The organism is Micromonospora sp. NPDC093277 (genome assembly GCF_044765245.1).
Lineage (GTDB): Bacteria > Actinomycetota > Actinomycetes > Mycobacteriales > Micromonosporaceae > Micromonospora.
In genome coordinates, this window is record NZ_JBIWJO010000006.1 from 189,037 (window position 1) to 207,829 (window position 18,793).

The window sequence follows — 18,793 nt, forward strand, 5'->3', positions numbered from 1 at the left end:
GCGCCACCGACCGTCCCCGTTCGGCCGGCTCAGACGGTGGGCCGGACGTGCACCTCGGTCGGTCCGCCGGCCGGGACCGGCTCGTCCGCCGGCCGGGCCCACCCCCGCTGCCGGGACCGACGCCTGGCCGCCACGCTGGCCACCAGCACCGCCGACGACCCCAGCACCGCACCGAGCGCCGCGGGCAGGCCGGGCTGGACGCCACCGGGCAGCACCAGGAGGACGAGGACGACCGAGCCGATGGCCACCACCCGACGTGTCCCGGCACCCCGGGCGGCCGCGGCGAGGGGTACGACCGCCCAGAGCAGATACCACGGGTGCACCACCGGTCCGGCGAGCACCACCACGGCCAGCCCCAGCCCGAGCGCGGCCACCGGCCCGATCCGATCGACGCGCCGCCACAGGAACAGGTTGGCCCCGGCCGCGAGGGCGAGTCCGGCCAGCCAGAAGGCATTGATGGTGTGCTCGATCGCGAGGCCGTTGAGCCGGTGCAGCAGGCTTCCGGCCGCCCAACCGAGGTCCGTGGTGATCGACATCCAGGTGTGCGCGTGGGTGGGCGTGCCCAGGGCGCGTACCCAGCCGAATCCGCTTCTCGTCGCGGCCGTGACGATCAGGCTGGTGACAGCGGCGACGAGGACGATGCGCTGGGCCGCTCTGAGCCGCCCGTACCGGCCGGCGAGGTGCCGCGCCCAGACGGGGACGACGAACGCGAGCGCCACCACCGCTGGCGCCTTGACCAGAGCGGCGAGTGTGATCAGCACGATGCCGACCACGGGCCGGCGTCGAAGCGCCAGGAGCAGGCCGAGGCACATCAGGCCCAACATGACCGCCTCGTTGTGGGCGTCGCCGACCAGGTGCAGCAGCACGAGGGGGTTGAGCACGCCCAGCCACAGCGCGGCCGCCGGGCGTACCCCGCACAGGTGGGCGAGCCGGGGCACCGACCAGGCCAGCAGCCCGACGCCCAGCAACGCCAGCACCCGCATCCCGATGATGCCGGCCCAGACGCCGCCGCCGGTCAGGGCGGTCACGGCGGCGGCGAGTTGGAGGAAGACCGGGCCGTACGGCGCCGGGGTGTGCTGCCAGATCTCGGGCACGTTGACGGTGAGCGGGCCGCCCAGGGCGGAGGGCCCGTCCCGGTAGGCGTCCAGGCCGGCCATCGTCATCGCCCCCTGGGCGAGATAGCTGTGCACGTCGCCGCTGAAGATCGGGGTGATGACGGCGAACGGCGCCGCCCACCACGCCGCCGTCGTCGCCAGTTCCCGACCGGACGGGCCGCCGTCGGCGCCGACCGACACGCCGACCCGCCACCAGGCCAGCAGGAGCATCGCGAGGCCGGCGTAGAGCACGGACACCGACAGCGTCGGCAACGCGCGCAGGTCGCGCAGGAGGGGCAGATCGATTGCGACCTCGCCGAGCGGCGTCACGCCGGCCAGCAGCCCACCGCCCGCGATGACGGTCGAACCGACCGCACCGAGCACCCGGTCGCGGTGGATCGGCGCGCGGGCGGGAGCTTTCGTACGCCCCGGTGCGGCAGCATCACACAGCACCATCAGCAACCATTCATCCGTCAGTTCACCTCGGGGAGGTCGTCGTTCGCGGCCTTCGGCGAGCGTGCGGTTCGGCGGCCCTCGGGATGCTGCCGTCCAGGCGTGACCGGCGGAGGACTTCAGCGGCCGGCCGACGCGGCCCGGGCGGGTGCCGCGCGGGCGTGCCGCCGGGTTCCCCGCGTACGGCCGGCCTAACCTGGCCGCGCCGCCCGCTCCCGCAGGGCGGTCCGGGACCCGCCACCTTGACATGTGACCTTTTGGTCACCTATCTTGACCGGGGTGAACGACGACGATCTGGTGTTCAAGGCGCTCGCCGATCCGACCCGCCGCGCCCTGCTCGACCGCCTCTTCGTCCGGGACGGCCAGACGTTGACGGAGCTGGAGTCCGGGCTGGCGATGACCCGGTTCGGCGTGATGAAGCACCTGCGCCTGCTGGCGGACGCCGGGCTGGTGGTGACCCGCCGACAGGGCCGGGAGAAGCTGCACTTCCTCAACCCGGTGCCGATCCGGTCGATCCACGACCGATGGATCGACAAGTACACCGAGCGCCGTACCGCGGCGCTGCTGGACCTCAAGTCGGAACTCGAACGCGACGAGACGAAGGAGAAGCCGTGACCACCACGACGAGCGCCGGGACCACCAAGGTCTACCGGGTGTACATCAAGGCGACGCCGCAGGCGATCTGGGACGCGATCACCAAGCCCGAGTGGACCCAGCGCTACGGCTACCAGGGCATCGCCGAGTTCGACCTGCGTCCGGGCGGCGGCTACCGCGCCCGCGCGACTCCCGAGCACCAGCAGGCCGGCATGCCGGCGGTCCTGGTCGAGGGCGAGGTGATCGAGGTCGAGCCGCCGGTCCGGCTGGTGCAGACCTGGCGGGCGACCTGGCTCGACGAGCCCGCCACCCGCCTGACGTACGAGATCCAGGAACGGGGCGACGGCATCAGCTCGCTCACCGTGACCCACGAGTTGGCCGACGCGCCGCAGACCCTGACCCAGGTCGACGGCCAGCTCGAGAGCGCCGGCGGCGGTTGGCCCGAGGTCCTCAGCGACCTGAAGACGCTGCTGGAGACCGGGCGGCCGTTGCACCCCTGAGTCGAGCGGCTCGCCGGTCGCCGGCTGGTGCCCGGATCGCCGTCGGCGCTGACCGCGGGGCCACCCCTGCGGCGTACCGGTGCAGCCGACCCGCCCCGATCCGGCCGGGCCCCTCGGACCCGGCCGGATCAGCGCCTCAGCGGCTCAGCCGCTGGTAGCGGCGGACCGCCAGGGGCGCGACGAACGCGATGAGCAGCACCGGCCAGCCGACGGCCAACAGCAGCGGGTGCTGCGCCGCCCACGACTCGCCACCGATGCCCGGGTTGCCGAACAACTCCCGCGCCGCCGCCACGGTGGCGGACAGCGGATTCCACGCGGAGATCGCGCCGAGCCAGTCCGGCATCAGGTCCGGCGCGACGAAGACGTTGGAGAGCGCGGTGAGCGGGAAGGCGAGCGGGAACACGATCACGCCGACCGTGTCCGGGTTCGGCACGGCAAGCCCGAGGAGGATGCCGGCCCAGGTCAGGGCCAGCCGCAGCAGGAGGATCAGGCCCACCGCCGCCAGCGCGTCGACCACGCCGTGGCGCCATCGCCAGCCGACGAGCAGGCCGCAGACGATCAGGGTGGCCATCTCCAGCAGCGCGCGGACGACGTCGGCGCCCGCCCGTCCGGTCAGCAGGGCGGACCGGGCCATCGGCATCGACCGGAACCGGTCGACCACGCCGCGGCTGGCGTCCAGGGCGACGCCCGACGCGGTGGCGCCGAGGCCGTAGAGCATCGTCATCACGAATACCCCGGGCAGCAGGAACTCGCGGTAGTTACCGTCGCCGGGCACCGCCATCCCGCTGCCGAACACGTAGCCGAAGACGAGCACGAACATGATCGGCAGGCTGAAATAGAGGACGATCTGCTCGGGCGACCGGATCACGTGCCACATGTTCCGGCCGACCATCACCCAGCCGTCCCGTACCGCCCAGCCCAGCCGGGCCAGCGGACCGCCGGACGCCGGTGGCGCGGGATCGACCGGCGCCGGGCGCAGCACCGCGGCGCTCACGCGGCCACCTCCGTCCGGTCGGCCGGGCGAACGGACCCACCCTGGGTGAGCCACAGGAACGCCTCGTCGAGGGTCGGCCGGCGCAGGGTGACGTCCTCGACCGCCACGGCGGCGTCCCGCAGCGCCCGCATGACGTCGGCGAGGACGGCGACCCGGTCGACGACGGGGGCACTGAGCTGCCGGATCTCCGCGTCGATCGTCACCGGCCCACCCGTGGCCCGTTCGACGATGTCGGCCGCGGCCGGCACCTGCGCGGCGTGCCGGAGCACCAGTTCGATCCGGTCCGCACCGATGCGGGCCTTCAGCTCGGCCGGGGTGCCCTCGGCGATCACCCGGCCGGTGTCCATCACCGAGATCCGGTCGGCGAGCTGGTCCGCCTCGTCCAGGTACTGGGTGGTGAGCAGCACGGTGGTGCCGTCGGCGACGAGCGACCGGACGGCCGCCCAGAGGCCGTTGCGGCTACGCGGGTCCAGCCCGGCGGTCGGCTCGTCGAGGAACAGCACCCGCGGCGTCGTCATCAGGCTCGCGGCGAGGTCGAGCCGGCGACGCATCCCACCGGAGTACCCGCCCGCGGACCGGTCCGCCGCGCCGGCCAGCCCGAACTGCTCCAGCAACTCGTCGGCCCGCCGCCGGGCCACCCGCCCCGACAGGTGGCGAAGCCGACCGAACAGGACCAGGTTCTGCCGGCCGCTGAGGATTTCGTCGACGGCCGCGTACTGCCCGGTCAGCCCGATCGCGTGGCGGACCCGCTCCGGCTGGCGCGCCACGTCGTACCCGGCGACCCGGGCGTGGCCAGCGTCGAAGCGCAGCAGGGTTGCCAGGATCCGCACGGCCGTGGTCTTGCCTGCGCCGTTCGGCCCCAGCAGACCGCAGACGGTGCCGGCGGGCACCGCCAGGTCGAACCCGTCGAGGGCGGGGTTGCGGCCGTACCGCTTGCGCAGTCCCTCGGCCACGATGGCTGGTGTCTCGTTGGTCATGTCGGCAGCGTCGCCGCGGGCGCTGACCGGTCGCGCACCGGGCGCTGACGGCGCTGCCGCGACGCCGTCAGCAGTCGTCCAGCAACGCCGTCGCCTCGGGCCGGCCCATGGCGGCGCCCCGGGCGAAGGCGTGCTCGTAGGCGGTGTCGCCGAGCCGGTCCCGGGCCACCGCCGCCACCGACGTGGCGTGCGCGGCGGCCACGGCGCCGGGCAGCAGGGCCGTCAGGGCGCCGAGCAGCACCGCGGCCCGCTCGTCGGCACCACGCCGCAGCACCGGCCCGGCCAGGCCCTCCAGGGCCGCGGTGAGCACCGGCGGGTCCCAGGCCCCGGCGGTCGCGCCGAGCACCTGCCGGAAGCGCAGGCGGGCGGTCGCCGGGTCGCCCGCCGCCTCGGCCGTACGCCCGAGCGTGACCAGTGCCCCCATCCGGACCACCTCGGCACCGAACCAGCCGGCGGGGCACTCGGTCAGGGCCTGCTCGCAGAGCTGCCGGGCCCGGGCCAGGTCGCCGCGCCGCAGGGCGATCTCGCCGAGCCCGAGGTGGGCCGCGGCCAGCAACTCCGGCGCCCCGGCCGGTTGGGCGAACCGTACGGCTTGGCGGTAGTCGGCGGCCGCCCCGGCCAGGTCGTCGGCGCCGAGCCGCCCGTCGGCCCGGGTACGCAGCAGCTCGGCCATGTCGAGGGTGGAGCCGAGCTCGTCGGCCAACCGCAGCGCCTCGTCGAGCGGAGCGGTGTCCGCCGCGGCATCACCCGCGCGGTAGGACACCTCGGTCAGCGAGGTGAGCACCAGGATGGTCCCCCACCGCTCGCCGACGGCGCGGAAGCCGTCGAGGGCGACCATCAGTTCGGCACGGGCGCGGTCGAACCGGCCGTCGAACAGCCACATCAGCCCGATGCCGAGGGAGCCCAGCGCCCGGGTCCACTGGTCGTGGCCGAACAGCCCGCCCCAGCTGTCTGGCGCGCCCAGCAGCAGTCGCCGCTCCGGCGACGGCGGACCGGCGGCCATCCCGGACAGGTAGAGCAGGAACGGATACTCGGGCGGCCGGCCCAGCTGCCACGCTGTCGCCGTGGCCGGTTCGACGTCGCGGCGGGTGGCACCGCCCAGCGAGGCGACCAGCAGGCAGAGCGCGTACTCCTCGGCCAGCCCGGGTGGGGGTCCGTCGAGCCGGTCGACGAGCTGACCGGCGATCGTCGCGGCGTCGCCCCGCAGGCCCCGCAGCCACCAGTAGAACGACAGGGCGGCGACCAGCCGCAGTGCGGTGCCCGTGTCGGCGGCGGCGACCGACTGGCGCAGCGCCGCGTGCAGGTCGTCCCGGTCGGCGTCCAGCCGGCGCAGCCAGTCCAGCTGCTGCGGGCCGCGCAGCCACGCGTCGCCGGTGCGGGCCAGGTCGAGGAAGTACGCCCCGTGCGCGCGGCGCAGCCGCTCGGTCTCCCCCGCCTCGGCGAGCTGTTCGGCCGCGAACGCGCGTACGGTCTCCAGCATCCGGAACCGCCCGCCGGCTGCCTCCACCAGGGATTTGTCCACCAGGCCGGACAGCACGTCGACGACGTCGCCGTCGAGCGGCGCGCAGACCCGCTCGACGGCCGCCAGGTCGGCGCTGCCGGCGAACACGCTGAGCCGGCGGGCCAGCCGCCGCTCGGCCTCGTCCAGCAGGTCCCAGCTCCACCGCACCACGGCGCGCAGCGTCTGATGCCGGGGCGGGGCGATCCGGCTGCCCCGGGTCAGCAGCCGGAACCGGTCGTCGAGGCGGGCGGCGACCTCCGCGACGGGCAGCGCCCGCAGCCGTGCCGCGGCCAGTTCGATGGCCAGCGGCAGGCCGTCGAGCGTGCGGCAGATCCGCAGGATCGGCCCGACGGTGTCGGTGTCGACGGTGAAACCCGGGGTCACGTCGGCGGCGCGATCCGCGAAGAGCCGTACGGCCGGATAGTCGCGGGCGAGTTCGGGCGCGGTGGCGGCGGACGGCACCGGCAGGCCGGCCACCGGGCACAGTGCCTCGCCGGGCACGCCGAGCGGTTCCCGGCTGGTGGCCAGTACGCGCAGCAGCGGTGCGGCGCCGAGCAGCCGGGCGGCGAGCCGGGCCGTGTCGGCCACCACGTGCTCGCAGTTGTCCAGCACCAGCAGCAGACTCCGGCCGGCGAGCGCCGCGACGAGGCGGGCGGTGGCGTCCCCGGGAACGCCCCGACCGCGCAGTACGGTGTCCCGCAGGTCGAGCGCGGCCAGCACCGCCGCGGCCACGTCCACTCCCGGGGTCACCGCCGCCAGCTCGACCAGGCTGACCTCGCCGCCGTGCCGGGTCGCGGCCTCGATCGCCAGTCGGGTCTTGCCGGCGCCGCCCGGGCCGTGCAGGGTGACCAGCCGGGCCGCGTCGAGCAGTTCGCCGACCCGGCTCAGCTCCGACTCCCGGCCGACGAAGCTGGTGAGCTGGCTCGGCAGGGCGTCCCCGGCCGGCCCGGCAGGCGCCGCCGGGGGTGCGGCCTGGTCCCGCAGCAGCGCCGTGTGCAGCGCGACCAGCTCGGCGGACGGGTCGGCGCCGAGTTCGTCGGCGAGGACGCGGCGGAGGTCCGCGTAGGCGACCAGCGCCTCGGCCCGCCGGCCACCGAGGTGCAGCAGCCGCATCAGCTGGCCGCGCAGCCGTTCCCGCAGCGGGTACGCGCCGACCAGCTCCCGCAGCTCCGTCAGCAGCGGCTCGACGGCACGCGGCCCGGCCCCCGCCCCGACCGACCCGAGTTCCGCCTCGATCCGATCCTCGAGGGCCGCCAGCCGGCGTTCCCGCAGCCGCGCCGCCCAGGCGGGAGCGAACGGCGCCTCGGTCACGTCCGCCAGCGCTTCGCCCCGCCACAACCCGAGCGCCTCGCGCAGCAACTCGGCGGCACGGCGCGGATCGCCGGCGGCCAGCGCGGCGTGCCCGGCACCGGCCAGGCGGGTGAAGCGGTGCACGTCGACGTCCTCCGGGTCCACCGCGAGCCGGTAACCCGCTGGGTGGAACTCCACCGGAGCCGCCCGCCCGGCCGGGAGCGCCTGGCGCAGCCGCGACACCTGCGACTGGAGCGCGTTCGCGGCCCGCTCGGGTGGTTCGTCGCCGTACAGGCCCTCGATCAGCCGGTCGGCCGGGACCACCCGCCCCGCGTCGAGCAGGAGCAGCACCAGCAGGGCGCGCAGCCGCGGCCCGCCGACGGCGACCCGCTGCCCGTCGGCCTGGTACACCTCGGTCGCGCCGAGGATGCCGAACCGCATGGCGTCGATTGTGACCCAACCCGTCCGGGCGCCCGTGCCCCACGACCGGGACCGCGCGTCGCCGAGGTGCCGGCGCGGGGTCAGGGCAGTGCCGGCAGGGCATCAACCTGCCGGGCTGGTGTGCCGGTCGGCGGGGTCACCGATCATCGCGCCGGCGGCGGCCGGCGGTCGGTCGGCCGGCGGGGTGCCAGGGGCGTGCTGGGGAAGTCCCGGTCGCCGCTCCACAGCGCCGGCACCGCGTCGGTGCTGTGGGCCAGCGCGTGGCCGATGTCCTCGTAGTTGACCCGCCAGCCACGAAATTGCGGCCACGACTCCTCCACCGACCGTTCCAGGGCGAAGCCGGCCCGCTGCACGTGGGCCACCGCCTCGGCGTACTCCTCGAAGGTGAGCCGCAGCGGGCCGTCCGGCCGGGGATCGGGATCGAACGGGATGCCCACGACCCGGGCGATGTCGCGCAACGCGGTGAAGCCCGAACGCAGCATCAGCCGCGCGGCGGGTACGGTCGCCGCCGTCGGGGACAGCGAGATGTGCATCGCGGCGGCGTCCATCACCGCGATCAGGGCGACGACCCAGCTCCGGTACGGGCGCGGCGAGCGGAACGCGAGCAGCACCGGATAGTTGGTGTGGGTCTCGCCGACGTCCGCGGCCAGCCGCTCCCAGTCCTCGTACAGCCCCTGCAGTTCGTCGACGGTGCCGACGAGGGCCTGCCGGGCCAGCAGTTCGGGTCCCCAGGCGGGCTGCGAGACGCGGGACTCCAGCAGCGTCACCTCCAGTTCGCGTCGGTTGTAGGCACCGTAGAGCGTCGGCAGGTAGGCGATCTGCAGCGCGATGACCACCGGTCCGCTCGCGGCGGCGACGAAGTCCAGCGCGTTGAGCTGGCTGCGGGCGTTGGACGCGAAGCCGAGGGTGAACAGGCTGGAGCCGGCCTCGCGGAAGGAGTCCGGCCAGGACAGCCCGGAGAAGGCGTGCATGAGCAGCCCGTACCCGGCCAGCAGCCCGATCAGCCAGGACCACAGCATCGCGATCAGCACGATCGGCGCCAACCAGGCGAGGAACCGGTCGCGTGCCTCGTAGCCACGCAGCGGCGCCGCGGCGTGGCGCAGCAGCCAGCGGGTCAGTCGCCAGAGCGACCGTACCAGCGCCGAACCCAGCCCGCGCGGCACCACCAGGTTGCGCAGGACGCTACCCAGGGTGATCACCAGGACGGCCAAGCCGGCCAGCCCCGAGATCCACCGCATCAGACGATCCGCGGCACCGGTCGCCGGCCCCGCCGGGACGGATGCTGCCGGCGCGCGGCTGTCGTCACGACCGCCTCCGTGCCATCGGGCTCCCTCTCGGACCTGGCCGGCCGCCGGCCGGTGCGTCCGGGCCCGAATTGACCCGGGGCGGTGGGGGTTCCGTCACTTTAGCGCCGAGAGGTGTGGGCGCGGGCGCGGATGGCGAGCCAGGGTGCGCGGGCCGGGCGGGGCCGAGGCTGCCGGCGTCCCGCCAGGGTGGACCGGCCCCGGGCACGGACGCGGCCGGGGGCGGCGATCAGACGATCACCGCCCCCGGGCCGGTTGTCCGGGTCGAACGTCGGGCCGCCGGGGCGATGCCCGGCGGTCCGACCGGTGACTCAGTGGATGCCGACGGGGGTCGCCGGCTGTTCCGGCTGCTGGCCGTCGAGCTGCGGCTGGCGCCGGCGGGGCAGGAGCGCGGCCGGGATGAAGGTGAGCAGCACCAGCACGAACGCCACCCAGAACACCGAGGCGAAGGAGCTGGCCGCGAAGTCGAGGCCACGCTCGATGAGCTCTGGCGGCACCGGGAACTGCTTGAGCAGCTCCGGTTCCTGCTGCGCGGCGATGGCCAGCCCCGCCTGGGTGACCTCCTTGCCGCTCGGATCCGTCAGGCCGGGGATCGGCCGGGAGCCGTTCAGCTCGCTGGTGAGGAGCACCGACATCACCGCGGCGCCGACCGAACCGCCGATCTGCTGGAGGATGTTGACCAGCGTGGAGCCGCGGGCCACCTCCTGGGCGTTCAGGGTCTTGAGCGCCGACGTCATGATCGGCATCATCGTGGCGCCCATGCCCAGACCCATCACGAACAGCGAGCCGCAGAGCAGCCAGTACGAGGTGTCCGCGTCGAGCTGGGTGAAGGTGAAGAAGCCGGCGGCGATGAACAGCAGCGCGAACGGCACCGTGCGGCCGACCGGGACCCGGTCGGCGAGCATCCCGGCGATCGGCATGGTGAGCATCGCGCCGATGCCCTGCGGGGCCATCAGCAGGCCCGCGGTCAGCGTCGACTCGCCCCGGACCTGCAGGAAGTAGCTCGGGAACAGCAGGCCGGCGCCCATGAACGCGACGATGAACACGACCAGGGTGACCGTCGCGATGGTCAGGTTGCGGTTGGCGAACAGCCGCAGGTCGACCAGGGGGTGCCGGGGCCGGAACGAGTAGAGGACGAAGGCCACCACGAGCACGGCGCCGACCAGCCCGGGCAGCCACACCTTGGTCTCGGCGATCGTGCCGGCCTCGGGCAGCGACGAGACGCCGTAGAGGAACAGGGCGAGTCCGGGCGAGAGCATCAGCATGCCGAGGAAGTCGAACGACTCCGACGGCTCGGGGTTGTCCTTCGGCAGCGCCAGCTGCGCGTACACGAGCGCGATGGCGCCGATCGGCAGGTTGATCAGGAAGATCCAGTGCCAGCTCGCGGTGTCGATCAGCCAGCCGCCGAGGATCGGGCCGCCGATCGGGCCGAGCAGCATCGGGATGCCGAGGACCGCCATGAGCCGGCCGATCCGGTGCGGGCCGGCCGCCCGGGTCATGATCGTCATGCCCAAGGGCATGAGCATGCCGCCGCCGAGACCCTGCAGGACGCGGTAGGAGATCAGCTCGCCGATCGTGTCGGCGGTGGCGCACAGCCCGGAGCCGATGGTGAACAGTGCCAGGGCGGTCATGTAGAGGCGCTTGGTGCCGAACCGGTCCGCGGCCCACCCGCTGAGCGGGATCACCGTGGCCAGGGCGAGCGTGTAGCCGGTCATGGTCCATGCGACGCGGGCGTAGGACGCGTCGAACTCCCGCATGAACGTCGGTATCGCGACGCTGACGACCGTCACGTCGAGGATCGACATGATCGCGCCGAGCACGACGACGCCCGCCACCTTGAGCACCGCGGCGTCGAGTTTGTTCGAAGTCGCGACAGGTTGCTGGGTCACAAAAGGTCTCCTGAATCCGGTTGATTGCGGGGCGGCGGGGGCACCACGCGGGTCCGCGTGGGATGTCGCGTGCGGCAGGGGGCGACTCCGCAGGGCAGCCTACCGACCGCCACCGACACCCTGCCCGCGTATTAGCGCCGGCCGGCCGCACCGCGCGATGTGATCTCCGTCGCGGTCGGTGCTCCGGCAGCGAGGCGGTGCGCCCGCGGGCTGACCCCGCGGACCCGCTTGAAGGCGGCGCTGAGCGCGAACGGGGTGCCGTAGCCGACCCGGCGGGCCACGGCCGTGACGGTCAGCTCGGTGTCGCGCAGCAGGTCGGCGGCGAGCGCGAGCCGCCATCCGGTCACGAACGCCATCGGCGGCTCACCGACCAGCGCGGTGAAGCGACGGGCGAAGGCGGCCCGGGAGGCGCCGGTCTCGGCGGCCAGGGCCGCCACCGTCCAGGGGTACGCGGGATCGTGCTGGACCAGCCGGACCGCCCGGCCCACCATCGGATCGGCGTACGCGCGGTACCAGCCGGGAGCCCGCGCGTCGGGTCGGGCGAACCAGGTCCGCAGCACGGCGATGACGAGCAGGTCGAGCAGCCGGTCCAGCACCGCCTCCTGCCCGGGCTCGTCCCGGTCCAGTTCCCGGGCGAGCAGCGCGACGACCGGCAGGTCCCCGTCGTCGGCGCGGAGCACCAGCAGCGGCGGCAGGGCCGCGAGCAGTCCGGCCCCCACCGCCCCGCTGCCGGCGTACGTGCCGGTGAGCAGGGCCGTCGCGGCGTCCGGTCGGGTGCCCCAGGTACGCAGGCCGAGCGCCATCACCGTGCTCAGGTCCTGCCCGTCCAGGGTGGTGCAGCGCTGGCCCGGATGGATCACCACCTGCGGTGGGGTGCCCGGCGCGTCGGCCACGGTGTAGGGGTCGGGCCCGCGCAGCACGGCCACGTCCCCGGGGCCCAACGGCACCGGCTCGCCGGAGTCCGGCACCACGAACGCGCCGCCCCGGACCACGGTCGTGACGCTGAGCGGGGCGGCGTCGCGGACCCGGATCGACCACGGCGGGTCCAGCACGGTCCGCAGCAGGAAGGCGTCCCGGGCCCGCAGCCCGCGGAGCACGTCGGCGAGCACGTCCACCCGGTGAGCGTAGACGTCCACGTATGGTTCCGGCAGTTTCGGCCATGGATCGTCCCGGCCGCCGCGGGTTCGATGGTGCCATGATCGAACTCGATGTCCGGGGCGGTGTCCGATGAGCGGGCTGCGGACCGTCGCCCTGCTGCTGGCGGCGCTGACCACCGGCCTCATGGCGGGACTGTTCGCCGGTTTCGCGTACGCGGTGATGCCGGGCCTGTCCCGGGTGGATGACCGGGCGTTCGTCGCGGCCATGCGGTCGATCAACGCGGCCATCCTGAACGGCTGGTTCGCGCTCTGCTTCGGCGGCGCGCTGGTCTGCACACTCGCGGCCGTGCTGCTGCATCTGCCCGCCGGCCGACGCGCGCCGCTGCCCTGGCTGCTGGCCGCCCTGCTGCTGTACGGGCTGGTGCTGGTGGTGACGTTCGCGGTGAACGTGCCGCTCAACGACCGGCTCGCCGCGGGTGTGGACGCCGCCGGGCCGGCGAACCCGGCGGCCCTGCGGACGATGTTCGAGGGAGCCTGGGTGCGCTGGAACGTGGTCCGGGCCGTGCTGAACAGCGCCGCGTTCGGCTGCCTGGGCTGGGCGCTGCTGGTCGCCCGGTCCGGGGGCGGCTGATCGGGACGGTGCGGCGGCGTCCGGTCCGGTCGCCGCCACCATCCCGTCACGGCCCTGACGGCGGCGCGCTGAGCCGCGCCATCAGCGTGACCTCCGCGGTCCGCGACTGTTCGATGCGCCGGGCCAGCTCCCGCACCCGGGTGCTGGTGCCGGCCTCCAGCTGCGCGGCGGCGAGCTTCGCCGCCGTCCGCTGGTGTGCGCCGAGCACGTCGAGCAGCACCCGGTCCAGCTCGCCGACCCGGGCCGCACGCAGCCGGGCCAGGCCGGCGACGGCGTCGCTGTGCCCGGAGTGGTCATGCCGGGCGGCGGCGGCCACGGCCGAGGGTCCGGCGTCGCGCAGCCAGCCCCGCATGGTGGACAGTTCGTCCGCCTCGGTGACCTCGACGGCGGCGATCAGCGTCCGGATCTCCGGGTCGGCGGTGCGGTCGAGCCCGAGCCGGACGATCTGCAGGGTCTGCTCGGTGTGCGCCACCATCATCGACAGGAACAGCACGTCGATCCCGCTGGTCGAGGCGTCGGCGGCCGCACCGGACGGGGTCGCCGGGGGTGCGGTGGACGCGGGCGGGCCCGCACAACCGGCCAGCAGGAGCACCAGCACGGCGGCGGCCAGCCGGTGACGGGTGCGGCCACTCCGGTCGCCGGGCGGGTGGACGGTGGCGGGTGCGGCGCACGCCGGGCGTGGCCGCACCCGCCCGGTCAGACCTGCAGCCACAGCGCCGGCACGTTCGGCGGTTCCCAACCGGGAAGCGCGGTGTGCGCCTGGCGGCAGCGGTAGGTCAGACCGTTGTAGGTGACCTGGTCCCCCACCTGGTAGGCCCGCCCGGCGGTCCAGGTGCCGCCCGGTGCGGGTGAGCTGGTCGGGCTCGCGGTCGGGCTCGGTGACGGGGTGGTCGGGGTCGGGCTGGGCGTCGGGTTGCCGCCGCCCCCGCCGATCTGCAGGTCGACGCAGGAGTAGAAGGCGTTCGCGGTGTCGGCGATGTTCCACACCGCGAGGAGCTTCTGCCGGCCGGAGAAGCCGCCGAGGTTGACGGTGTGCGACACGGTGGCGTCGGGCTGGCGGCCACCGCCGTCGACGACGGCGACCCGGGTGTTCCCGATCCAGTACTCCCAGTTGCTGGTGGCGTGGCGGGCGGTGTTGATCCAGGTGAAGGTGACAGTGCTGCCCACCGAGGTGGCGGGCCAGTTGCGGCTGTCGTCGTTCAGGACGGCGAACTGGGCGAGCCCGGCGTGGCAGCTGCGCAGGCCCTTCGGGCCCTCGACGCTCTGCGGCTCGTACTTGATCTGCCCGCAGTCCGGGACCTTGTTCTGCGCGCAGAGCGCCTGGCGACTGGGTGGCGAGGAGACGTAACCGTGGGCCTGGGCGGGTGCGGCGACGGCCAGGGTGGCGGCGACGACGCCGGTGCTGAGGAGCGGGACGGTGATTCTTCGACGCATGACGGCAACTCCCTTGGGACGACTCGCGGAGCTGCCACGAACATAAATTAAACCTTGTTAACAGTAAAGACCCTTGTCTATGAATCCTGGCTCGGCCAGGCCGCTTCGGGCGGGATGCCGGCGCCCGTCACCACCGCCCGTCCGCCCGCAGCACCTGCCCGCCGGAGACGTACAGGTCGTCGGGGGCGAGCTGGAGCAGCCGTACGACCTCGACGGCGACCTGCTCCGGCCCGGCGTACGTCTCGTCGAGGAACTCGTCGCCCACCCGCTCCTGCAGGCGGGTGGGCATCGGTCCCGGGTGCAACTGCATGACCTTGATCCGGTTGCTGTGCTGCGCCTCCGCCAACGACTCCACCAGGCTGCTGCCGTAGCTCTTGGTGGCCCGGTAGACCGGGATGCCCGGGCGGGCCCTCGTCACCGCCATCGCGCCGACGTACACCACGTTCCCGAAGCCCTGCCGGTGCAGGTGGTGCAACGCCTCCTTGAGCACGTAGGTGGTGCCGAGCGCGTTGACCTCGACGGCCCGGCGGATGTGCTGCGGGGAGAGGTCCGCCAGGTCACCGCCCGCCCACATCGACGCGCACGCGGCGACACCGTCGATGGCGCCGTACCGGTCGACCACCTCGACGAACGCCTCCCGAACCTGGTCGTAGCGGGCGACGTCGCAGACGATCCCGGCGCACTCCAGGTCGTCGGCCACCGCGGCGACCTCGTCGCGCACGTCGCCCAGCACGGCTACCCGATGCTCCTCGACCAGCAGGCGGGCGACCGCCAGGCCGAGGCCGCTGGTCCCGCCGACCACCATGAAGGTTCTCGCGCCCATGCCTCTCCCGACGTCAGGCGTTCACCGTCCGGCGCTCGTGCCTGCCCTCGGCGAACGCCTCGACCATCCGGTCGCAGAACGCCGGCAGGTCGCCGGGGTTGCGGCTGGTGACCAGGCCGCCGTCGACCTGGACCTGCTGGTCCACCCAGTTCCCGCCGGCGTTGACGATGTCGGTCCGCAGGCTCGGGTACGAGGTGACCGTCCGCCCCTTGACGAGACCGGTCTCGACCAGCGACCACGGGCCGTGGCAGATCGCGGCCACCGGCTTGGCCTGCTGGAAGAACGCCCTGACGAAGTTCATCGCCGCCGGGTTCATCCGGAGCCGGTCGGGGTTCACCGTACCGCCGGGCAGCACCAGGGCGTCGTAGTCGGCGGGATTCGCCTGGTCCACCGTACGGTCCACGGGATAGCGGTTGGCCGGGTTGATGTCGTGGTCCATCGACTGGACCTCGCCGGACCTGATGGAGATCAGGTGTGCCTCGGCACCCGCCTGCTCCGCGGCGGCCCGGGACCGCGTGTACTCGACGTCCTCCACCCCGTCCGTGGCGAGGAAGGCGACTCGTTTGCCGCGCAGTGGCTGCTGGGCGTTGGCCATGACGCAGACCCCCTTCACGGCGCCACCCGTCGGCGGCGCGCTCGTCCCCCGCCACGTTCCCGGGGCCGACGCGGGCAAACCGGCCCCGGACGGCCCCGACCGGGAGGACAATCCGGACGGTCCGCTCGCGGAGCGGCCCGATCCGGTACGGCCGCGCCATTCCCGCCCGGACGCGGCGTGGGGGGGGGGCCCCCCCCGCCGCCCGGCCCCCCCCCGGGGGGGGGGGGGGGGGGGGGGGGGGGGGGGGGGGGGGTGCCCCCCCCACCCAAACCAGAGGGGGCGGGGGGGGGGCCCCCCCCGGCCCCCCCCCCCCCCCCCACGGCCGGGTTACTGCGTCAGCGGCGGGAGGGTGCCTCGGTGTCCACCGCGTCCACGTTCACCTGGTCGAAGGCGGGTGCCCCGTCGACCGCGTCCGCCGCGACGGCGGTCGACCGCGCGGCGTCCGGCAGGTCGAGGCTCGACCGCAGGGTGACCGGTTTGAGCAGCAACGCGGCGATGACACCGACGACGGCGATGGCCGCCGAGATGAAGAAGATGTGCCCGGTGGCGTCGCCGTACGCGGCACGGACGATGTGCTGCACCGGCGCCGGCAGCGCCCCGAGGTTGAGCGTGCTGCCACCGCCGCCGGAGGTCGGGATGCCGGCGGCGGCGAGGTCGTGGGTGATCCGCTCGGTGACCCGACGGGCGAGGATGGCGCCGAGCACCGACACGCCGATGGTGCCGCCGAGGGAGCGGAAGAACGCGACGCTGGAACTGGCCGCGCCGATGTCCTTCAGCTGGACGGTGTTCTGCACGGCGAGCACGAGGTTCTGCATCGTCATGCCGACGCCGACGCCGACGATGAACATGGCGGTGCCGAGCAGCAGCAGCGGGGTCTCGTGGTCGATGGTGCCGAGCAGGGCGAAGCCGGCGACGAGGATGATCGAGCCGGCGACGATGTAGGGCTTGATCCGCCCGCTGGCGGTGATCAGCCGCCCGGCGACGATCGACGACAGCAGGACGCCGGCCATCATCGGGATGGTGAGCAGGCCGGCCTCGGTGGGGGTGTAGCCGCGGCCGATCTGGAAGTACTGGCCGAGGAAGACGGAGCCGCCGAACATGGCCATGCCGACCGCCAGGCTGCCGAGGATCGCCAGCGCGGTGGTGCGCTCACGGACGATCTTCAGGGGGACGACCGGCTCGGCGGCGCGCGACTCGACCCAGGTCGCGAGGGCGAGCAGCAGCAGCGCGCCGCCGACCATCACCGCGCTCTGCCAGGAGAGCCAGGCGAAGGAGGCGTCGACGAACGAGATCCAGATCAGCAGCACGCTGACGCCGGCGGCGATCAGGCTGGCACCGAGGTAGTCGATCTTGACGTTGTCCCGGCGCATGGTGGGCAGGTTCAGGGTGGCCTGGAGCAGGATCAGCGCGACGACGGCGACCGGCACGCCCACGAAGAAGCACCAGCGCCAGCCGAGCCAGGACGTGTCGACGATGAGGCCGCCGAGCAGCGGGCCACCGACCGTCGCGAGGGCCATGACGCCGCCCAGGTAGCCGTTGTAGCGGCCCCGCTCACGGGGCGGGATCATCGCCGCGATGGCGACCTGGACCAGCGCCTGGAGCCCACCGACACCGATTCCCTGGAACGCCCGGGCGGCGATGAGCTGCCCGGCGGTCTGCGCGAAGCCGGCCACGACCGAACCGAGCAGGAAGACGACGATGGCGATCTGGATCAGCAGCTTCTTGTTGAACAGGTCGGCCAGCTTGCCCCAGATCGGGGTGCTGGCGGTGGCGGTGAGCAGGGTCGCGGTCACCACCCAGGTGTACTGGGTCTGGGAGCCGTTCAGCGCGCCGATGATCTTCGGCAGCGCGATCGAGACGACCGTGCTGCTGAGCATCGCGACGAAGAGCACCAGCAGCAGGCCGCTGAGTGCTTCGAGCGTCTGCCGTCGGCTCATCGGTGCGGCGTCGGCCGTTGCGGTGGGTGCGCTCATCGCGCGTCCTCCTGGTTGTTGTGGTGTGCGAGGGCGACCCCGAGGTCGCGGGTGAAGCGGTCGAGCGCGGTGGACAGCGCCGCCACCTCGTCGGGGGTCCAGTCGGCGAGCGCCCGGGTGAGCAGCTGCCCGTACCAGTCGTTCGTCTCGGCCAGGGCGGCCCGGCCGGCCGGGGTGATGATCAGTTGACTGGCCCGCCGGTCGGTCGGATCGGGTCGCCGTTCGACCAGGCCGTGCGCGACGAGGGCCCCGACGGCACGACTGACGGTCGACGGGTCGAGCCGGCCACGTTCGGCCAGTTCCCGGGCATGGCAGCCGCTGGCGCTGCGCTCGATGAGCATGAGCGGGCCCAGCAGGCCCGGGGGCACGGCCGACCGCTCGTCGACACGTCGCTGTTTGAGCAGCCGCACGCCGGTCAACAGGTCGTGCAGCCGCGTGCCGAGTTCACGGGCGGCGGTGTCCACTCTTGTCCTCCAGACCGACGTTGGTTGCCTCAAGCAAGCATCAAGGAATCTTGCGCATCAGGCAAGTTTGCTCATTGAGAAATGAATCACGCCTCGCGTACCCTGACCCCATGGATGAGGCGGCGGGGCTGCGGGAACGCAAGAAGGCGGCCACCCGCCTGGCCCTGCACGAGGCGGCCCTACGCCTCGCCGCCGAGCAGGGGCCGGACCGGATCACCGTCGAGGCGATCGCCGACGCCGCGAACGTCTCCCGGCGGACGTTCTCCAACTACTTCTCCAGCAAGGAGGAGGCCCTCTTCCACGGCGACACCAGATGGCTGCGCCGACTGCTGGACCTGCTGCGCGCGCAGCCCGCCGACGACCCGCCGTGGGCCGCGTTGAGCCGGGCGGCCCTGCACCTGGCGGCCGAGGTCTACAGCGACGACGGCACCGGCATGTCCTGGCTGAACCGCCGCCGCCAGTTGCACGGGCACCCGGGCCTGATCGCGCACCAGGCCGCCGCGTACGCCGCGAGCGAACGCGAACTGGCCGGCGAACTCGCCCCGCGGCTCACCGGCCCCGACCGGGCGCTACGCGCCCGGATCATGGCGGCGACCTTCCTGGCCACCCTGCGGGTCGCCACCCAGCACGGGATCGAGCACCCCGACGCGCCGATGGTCGACGCGCTCCGGGTCGCGCTCGCCCACGCGGCTCCGGCCACGGAGGGCGGTAGCGGCGCGGCCCGGTGACACGAATGTCA

General features: G+C 73.9%; 17 protein-coding genes. 4 read left to right on the plus strand and 13 right to left on the minus strand.

Annotated elements, in window-relative coordinates; genetic code table 11:
• Positions 1 to 29: 29 nt before the first annotated feature.
• Complete coding sequence (gene mptB / locus ACIRG9_RS15395) at positions 30 to 1,550, minus strand: polyprenol phosphomannose-dependent alpha 1,6 mannosyltransferase MptB (RefSeq protein WP_402856066.1); 1,521 nt, start codon at positions 1,548 to 1,550, stop codon at positions 30 to 32.
• 276 nt (positions 1,551 to 1,826) lie between these two features.
• Here mptB and ACIRG9_RS15400 point away from each other — a divergent pair, with 276 nt between their 5' ends.
• Entirely contained in the window at positions 1,827 to 2,162 is a 336-nt protein-coding gene (locus ACIRG9_RS15400) for an ArsR/SmtB family transcription factor (protein WP_402855421.1), read from the plus strand.
• Positions 2,159 to 2,641: an SRPBCC domain-containing protein gene (locus tag ACIRG9_RS15405; protein ID WP_402855424.1), complete on the plus strand. Its 483-nt coding sequence runs from the start codon at positions 2,159 to 2,161 to the stop codon at positions 2,639 to 2,641. Before ACIRG9_RS15400 ends, ACIRG9_RS15405 begins: the two co-directional genes overlap by 4 nt.
• Before the next feature lie 136 nt (positions 2,642 to 2,777).
• Here the strand turns inward: ACIRG9_RS15405 and ACIRG9_RS15410 are convergent, their stop codons facing one another.
• From ACIRG9_RS15410 to ACIRG9_RS15435, 6 genes are all read right to left on the minus strand, one after another.
• A complete protein-coding gene (locus tag ACIRG9_RS15410) occupies positions 2,778 to 3,533 on the minus strand; it encodes an ABC transporter permease (RefSeq protein ID WP_402856069.1) in 756 nt (251 codons plus the stop codon).
• A gap of 98 nt (positions 3,534 to 3,631) precedes the next feature.
• The gene (locus ACIRG9_RS15415; protein WP_402855426.1) at positions 3,632 to 4,612 is read right to left on the minus strand and encodes an ATP-binding cassette domain-containing protein; all 981 of its coding nucleotides are present in this window, start codon (positions 4,610 to 4,612) and stop codon (positions 3,632 to 3,634) included.
• Positions 4,613 to 4,679: 67 nt separating this feature from the next.
• Positions 4,680 to 7,844, minus strand: a complete 3,165-nt coding sequence (locus ACIRG9_RS15420; protein WP_402855429.1) for a BTAD domain-containing putative transcriptional regulator — start codon at positions 7,842 to 7,844, stop codon at positions 4,680 to 4,682.
• Between the two features lie 143 nt (positions 7,845 to 7,987).
• The gene (locus ACIRG9_RS15425) at positions 7,988 to 9,082 is read right to left on the minus strand and encodes a hypothetical protein (RefSeq protein ID WP_402855432.1); all 1,095 of its coding nucleotides are present in this window, start codon (positions 9,080 to 9,082) and stop codon (positions 7,988 to 7,990) included.
• A 377-nt stretch (positions 9,083 to 9,459) separates the two neighbouring features.
• Positions 9,460 to 11,037, minus strand: coding sequence for a DHA2 family efflux MFS transporter permease subunit (locus ACIRG9_RS15430; protein WP_402855435.1), 1,578 nt, complete (start codon positions 11,035 to 11,037; stop codon positions 9,460 to 9,462).
• Between the two features lie 131 nt (positions 11,038 to 11,168).
• On the minus strand, positions 11,169 to 12,152 hold the full coding sequence (locus ACIRG9_RS15435) for an AraC family transcriptional regulator (RefSeq protein WP_402856072.1): 984 nt from the start codon (positions 12,150 to 12,152) through the stop codon (positions 11,169 to 11,171).
• Positions 12,153 to 12,264: 112 nt separating this feature from the next.
• Between ACIRG9_RS15435 and ACIRG9_RS15440 the strand changes: the two genes are divergently transcribed.
• A complete protein-coding gene (locus tag ACIRG9_RS15440; protein ID WP_402855438.1) occupies positions 12,265 to 12,765 on the plus strand; it encodes a DUF1772 domain-containing protein in 501 nt (166 codons plus the stop codon).
• Between the two features lie 46 nt (positions 12,766 to 12,811).
• Here ACIRG9_RS15440 and ACIRG9_RS15445 read toward each other — a convergent pair whose 3' ends face one another.
• The 6 genes from ACIRG9_RS15445 to ACIRG9_RS15470 all read right to left on the minus strand — a co-directional run bounded on the left by ACIRG9_RS15445 (position 12,812) and on the right by ACIRG9_RS15470 (position 18,054).
• Positions 12,812 to 13,477, minus strand: coding sequence for a DUF305 domain-containing protein (locus ACIRG9_RS15445; protein ID WP_402855441.1), 666 nt, complete (start codon positions 13,475 to 13,477; stop codon positions 12,812 to 12,814).
• Complete coding sequence (locus ACIRG9_RS15450) at positions 13,462 to 14,199, minus strand: lytic polysaccharide monooxygenase (RefSeq protein ID WP_402855444.1); 738 nt, start codon at positions 14,197 to 14,199, stop codon at positions 13,462 to 13,464. Before ACIRG9_RS15450 ends, ACIRG9_RS15445 begins: the two co-directional genes overlap by 16 nt.
• Positions 14,200 to 14,326: 127 nt before the next feature.
• A complete protein-coding gene (locus ACIRG9_RS15455) occupies positions 14,327 to 15,022 on the minus strand; it encodes an SDR family NAD(P)-dependent oxidoreductase (protein WP_402855447.1) in 696 nt (231 codons plus the stop codon).
• 13 nt (positions 15,023 to 15,035) lie between these two features.
• The gene (locus ACIRG9_RS15460) at positions 15,036 to 15,617 is read right to left on the minus strand and encodes a type 1 glutamine amidotransferase domain-containing protein (RefSeq protein WP_402856075.1); all 582 of its coding nucleotides are present in this window, start codon (positions 15,615 to 15,617) and stop codon (positions 15,036 to 15,038) included.
• Positions 15,618 to 15,952: 335 nt separating this feature from the next.
• Entirely contained in the window at positions 15,953 to 17,590 is a 1,638-nt protein-coding gene (locus ACIRG9_RS15465) for an MDR family MFS transporter (RefSeq protein ID WP_402855450.1), read from the minus strand.
• The gene (locus ACIRG9_RS15470) at positions 17,587 to 18,054 is read right to left on the minus strand and encodes a MarR family winged helix-turn-helix transcriptional regulator (RefSeq protein WP_402855453.1); all 468 of its coding nucleotides are present in this window, start codon (positions 18,052 to 18,054) and stop codon (positions 17,587 to 17,589) included. Before ACIRG9_RS15470 ends, ACIRG9_RS15465 begins: the two co-directional genes overlap by 4 nt.
• Positions 18,055 to 18,164: 110 nt before the next feature.
• Here ACIRG9_RS15470 and ACIRG9_RS15475 point away from each other — a divergent pair, with 110 nt between their 5' ends.
• Positions 18,165 to 18,782, plus strand: coding sequence for a TetR/AcrR family transcriptional regulator (locus ACIRG9_RS15475; RefSeq protein ID WP_402855456.1), 618 nt, complete (start codon positions 18,165 to 18,167; stop codon positions 18,780 to 18,782).
• The last annotated feature ends 11 nt before the right edge of the window (positions 18,783 to 18,793 follow it).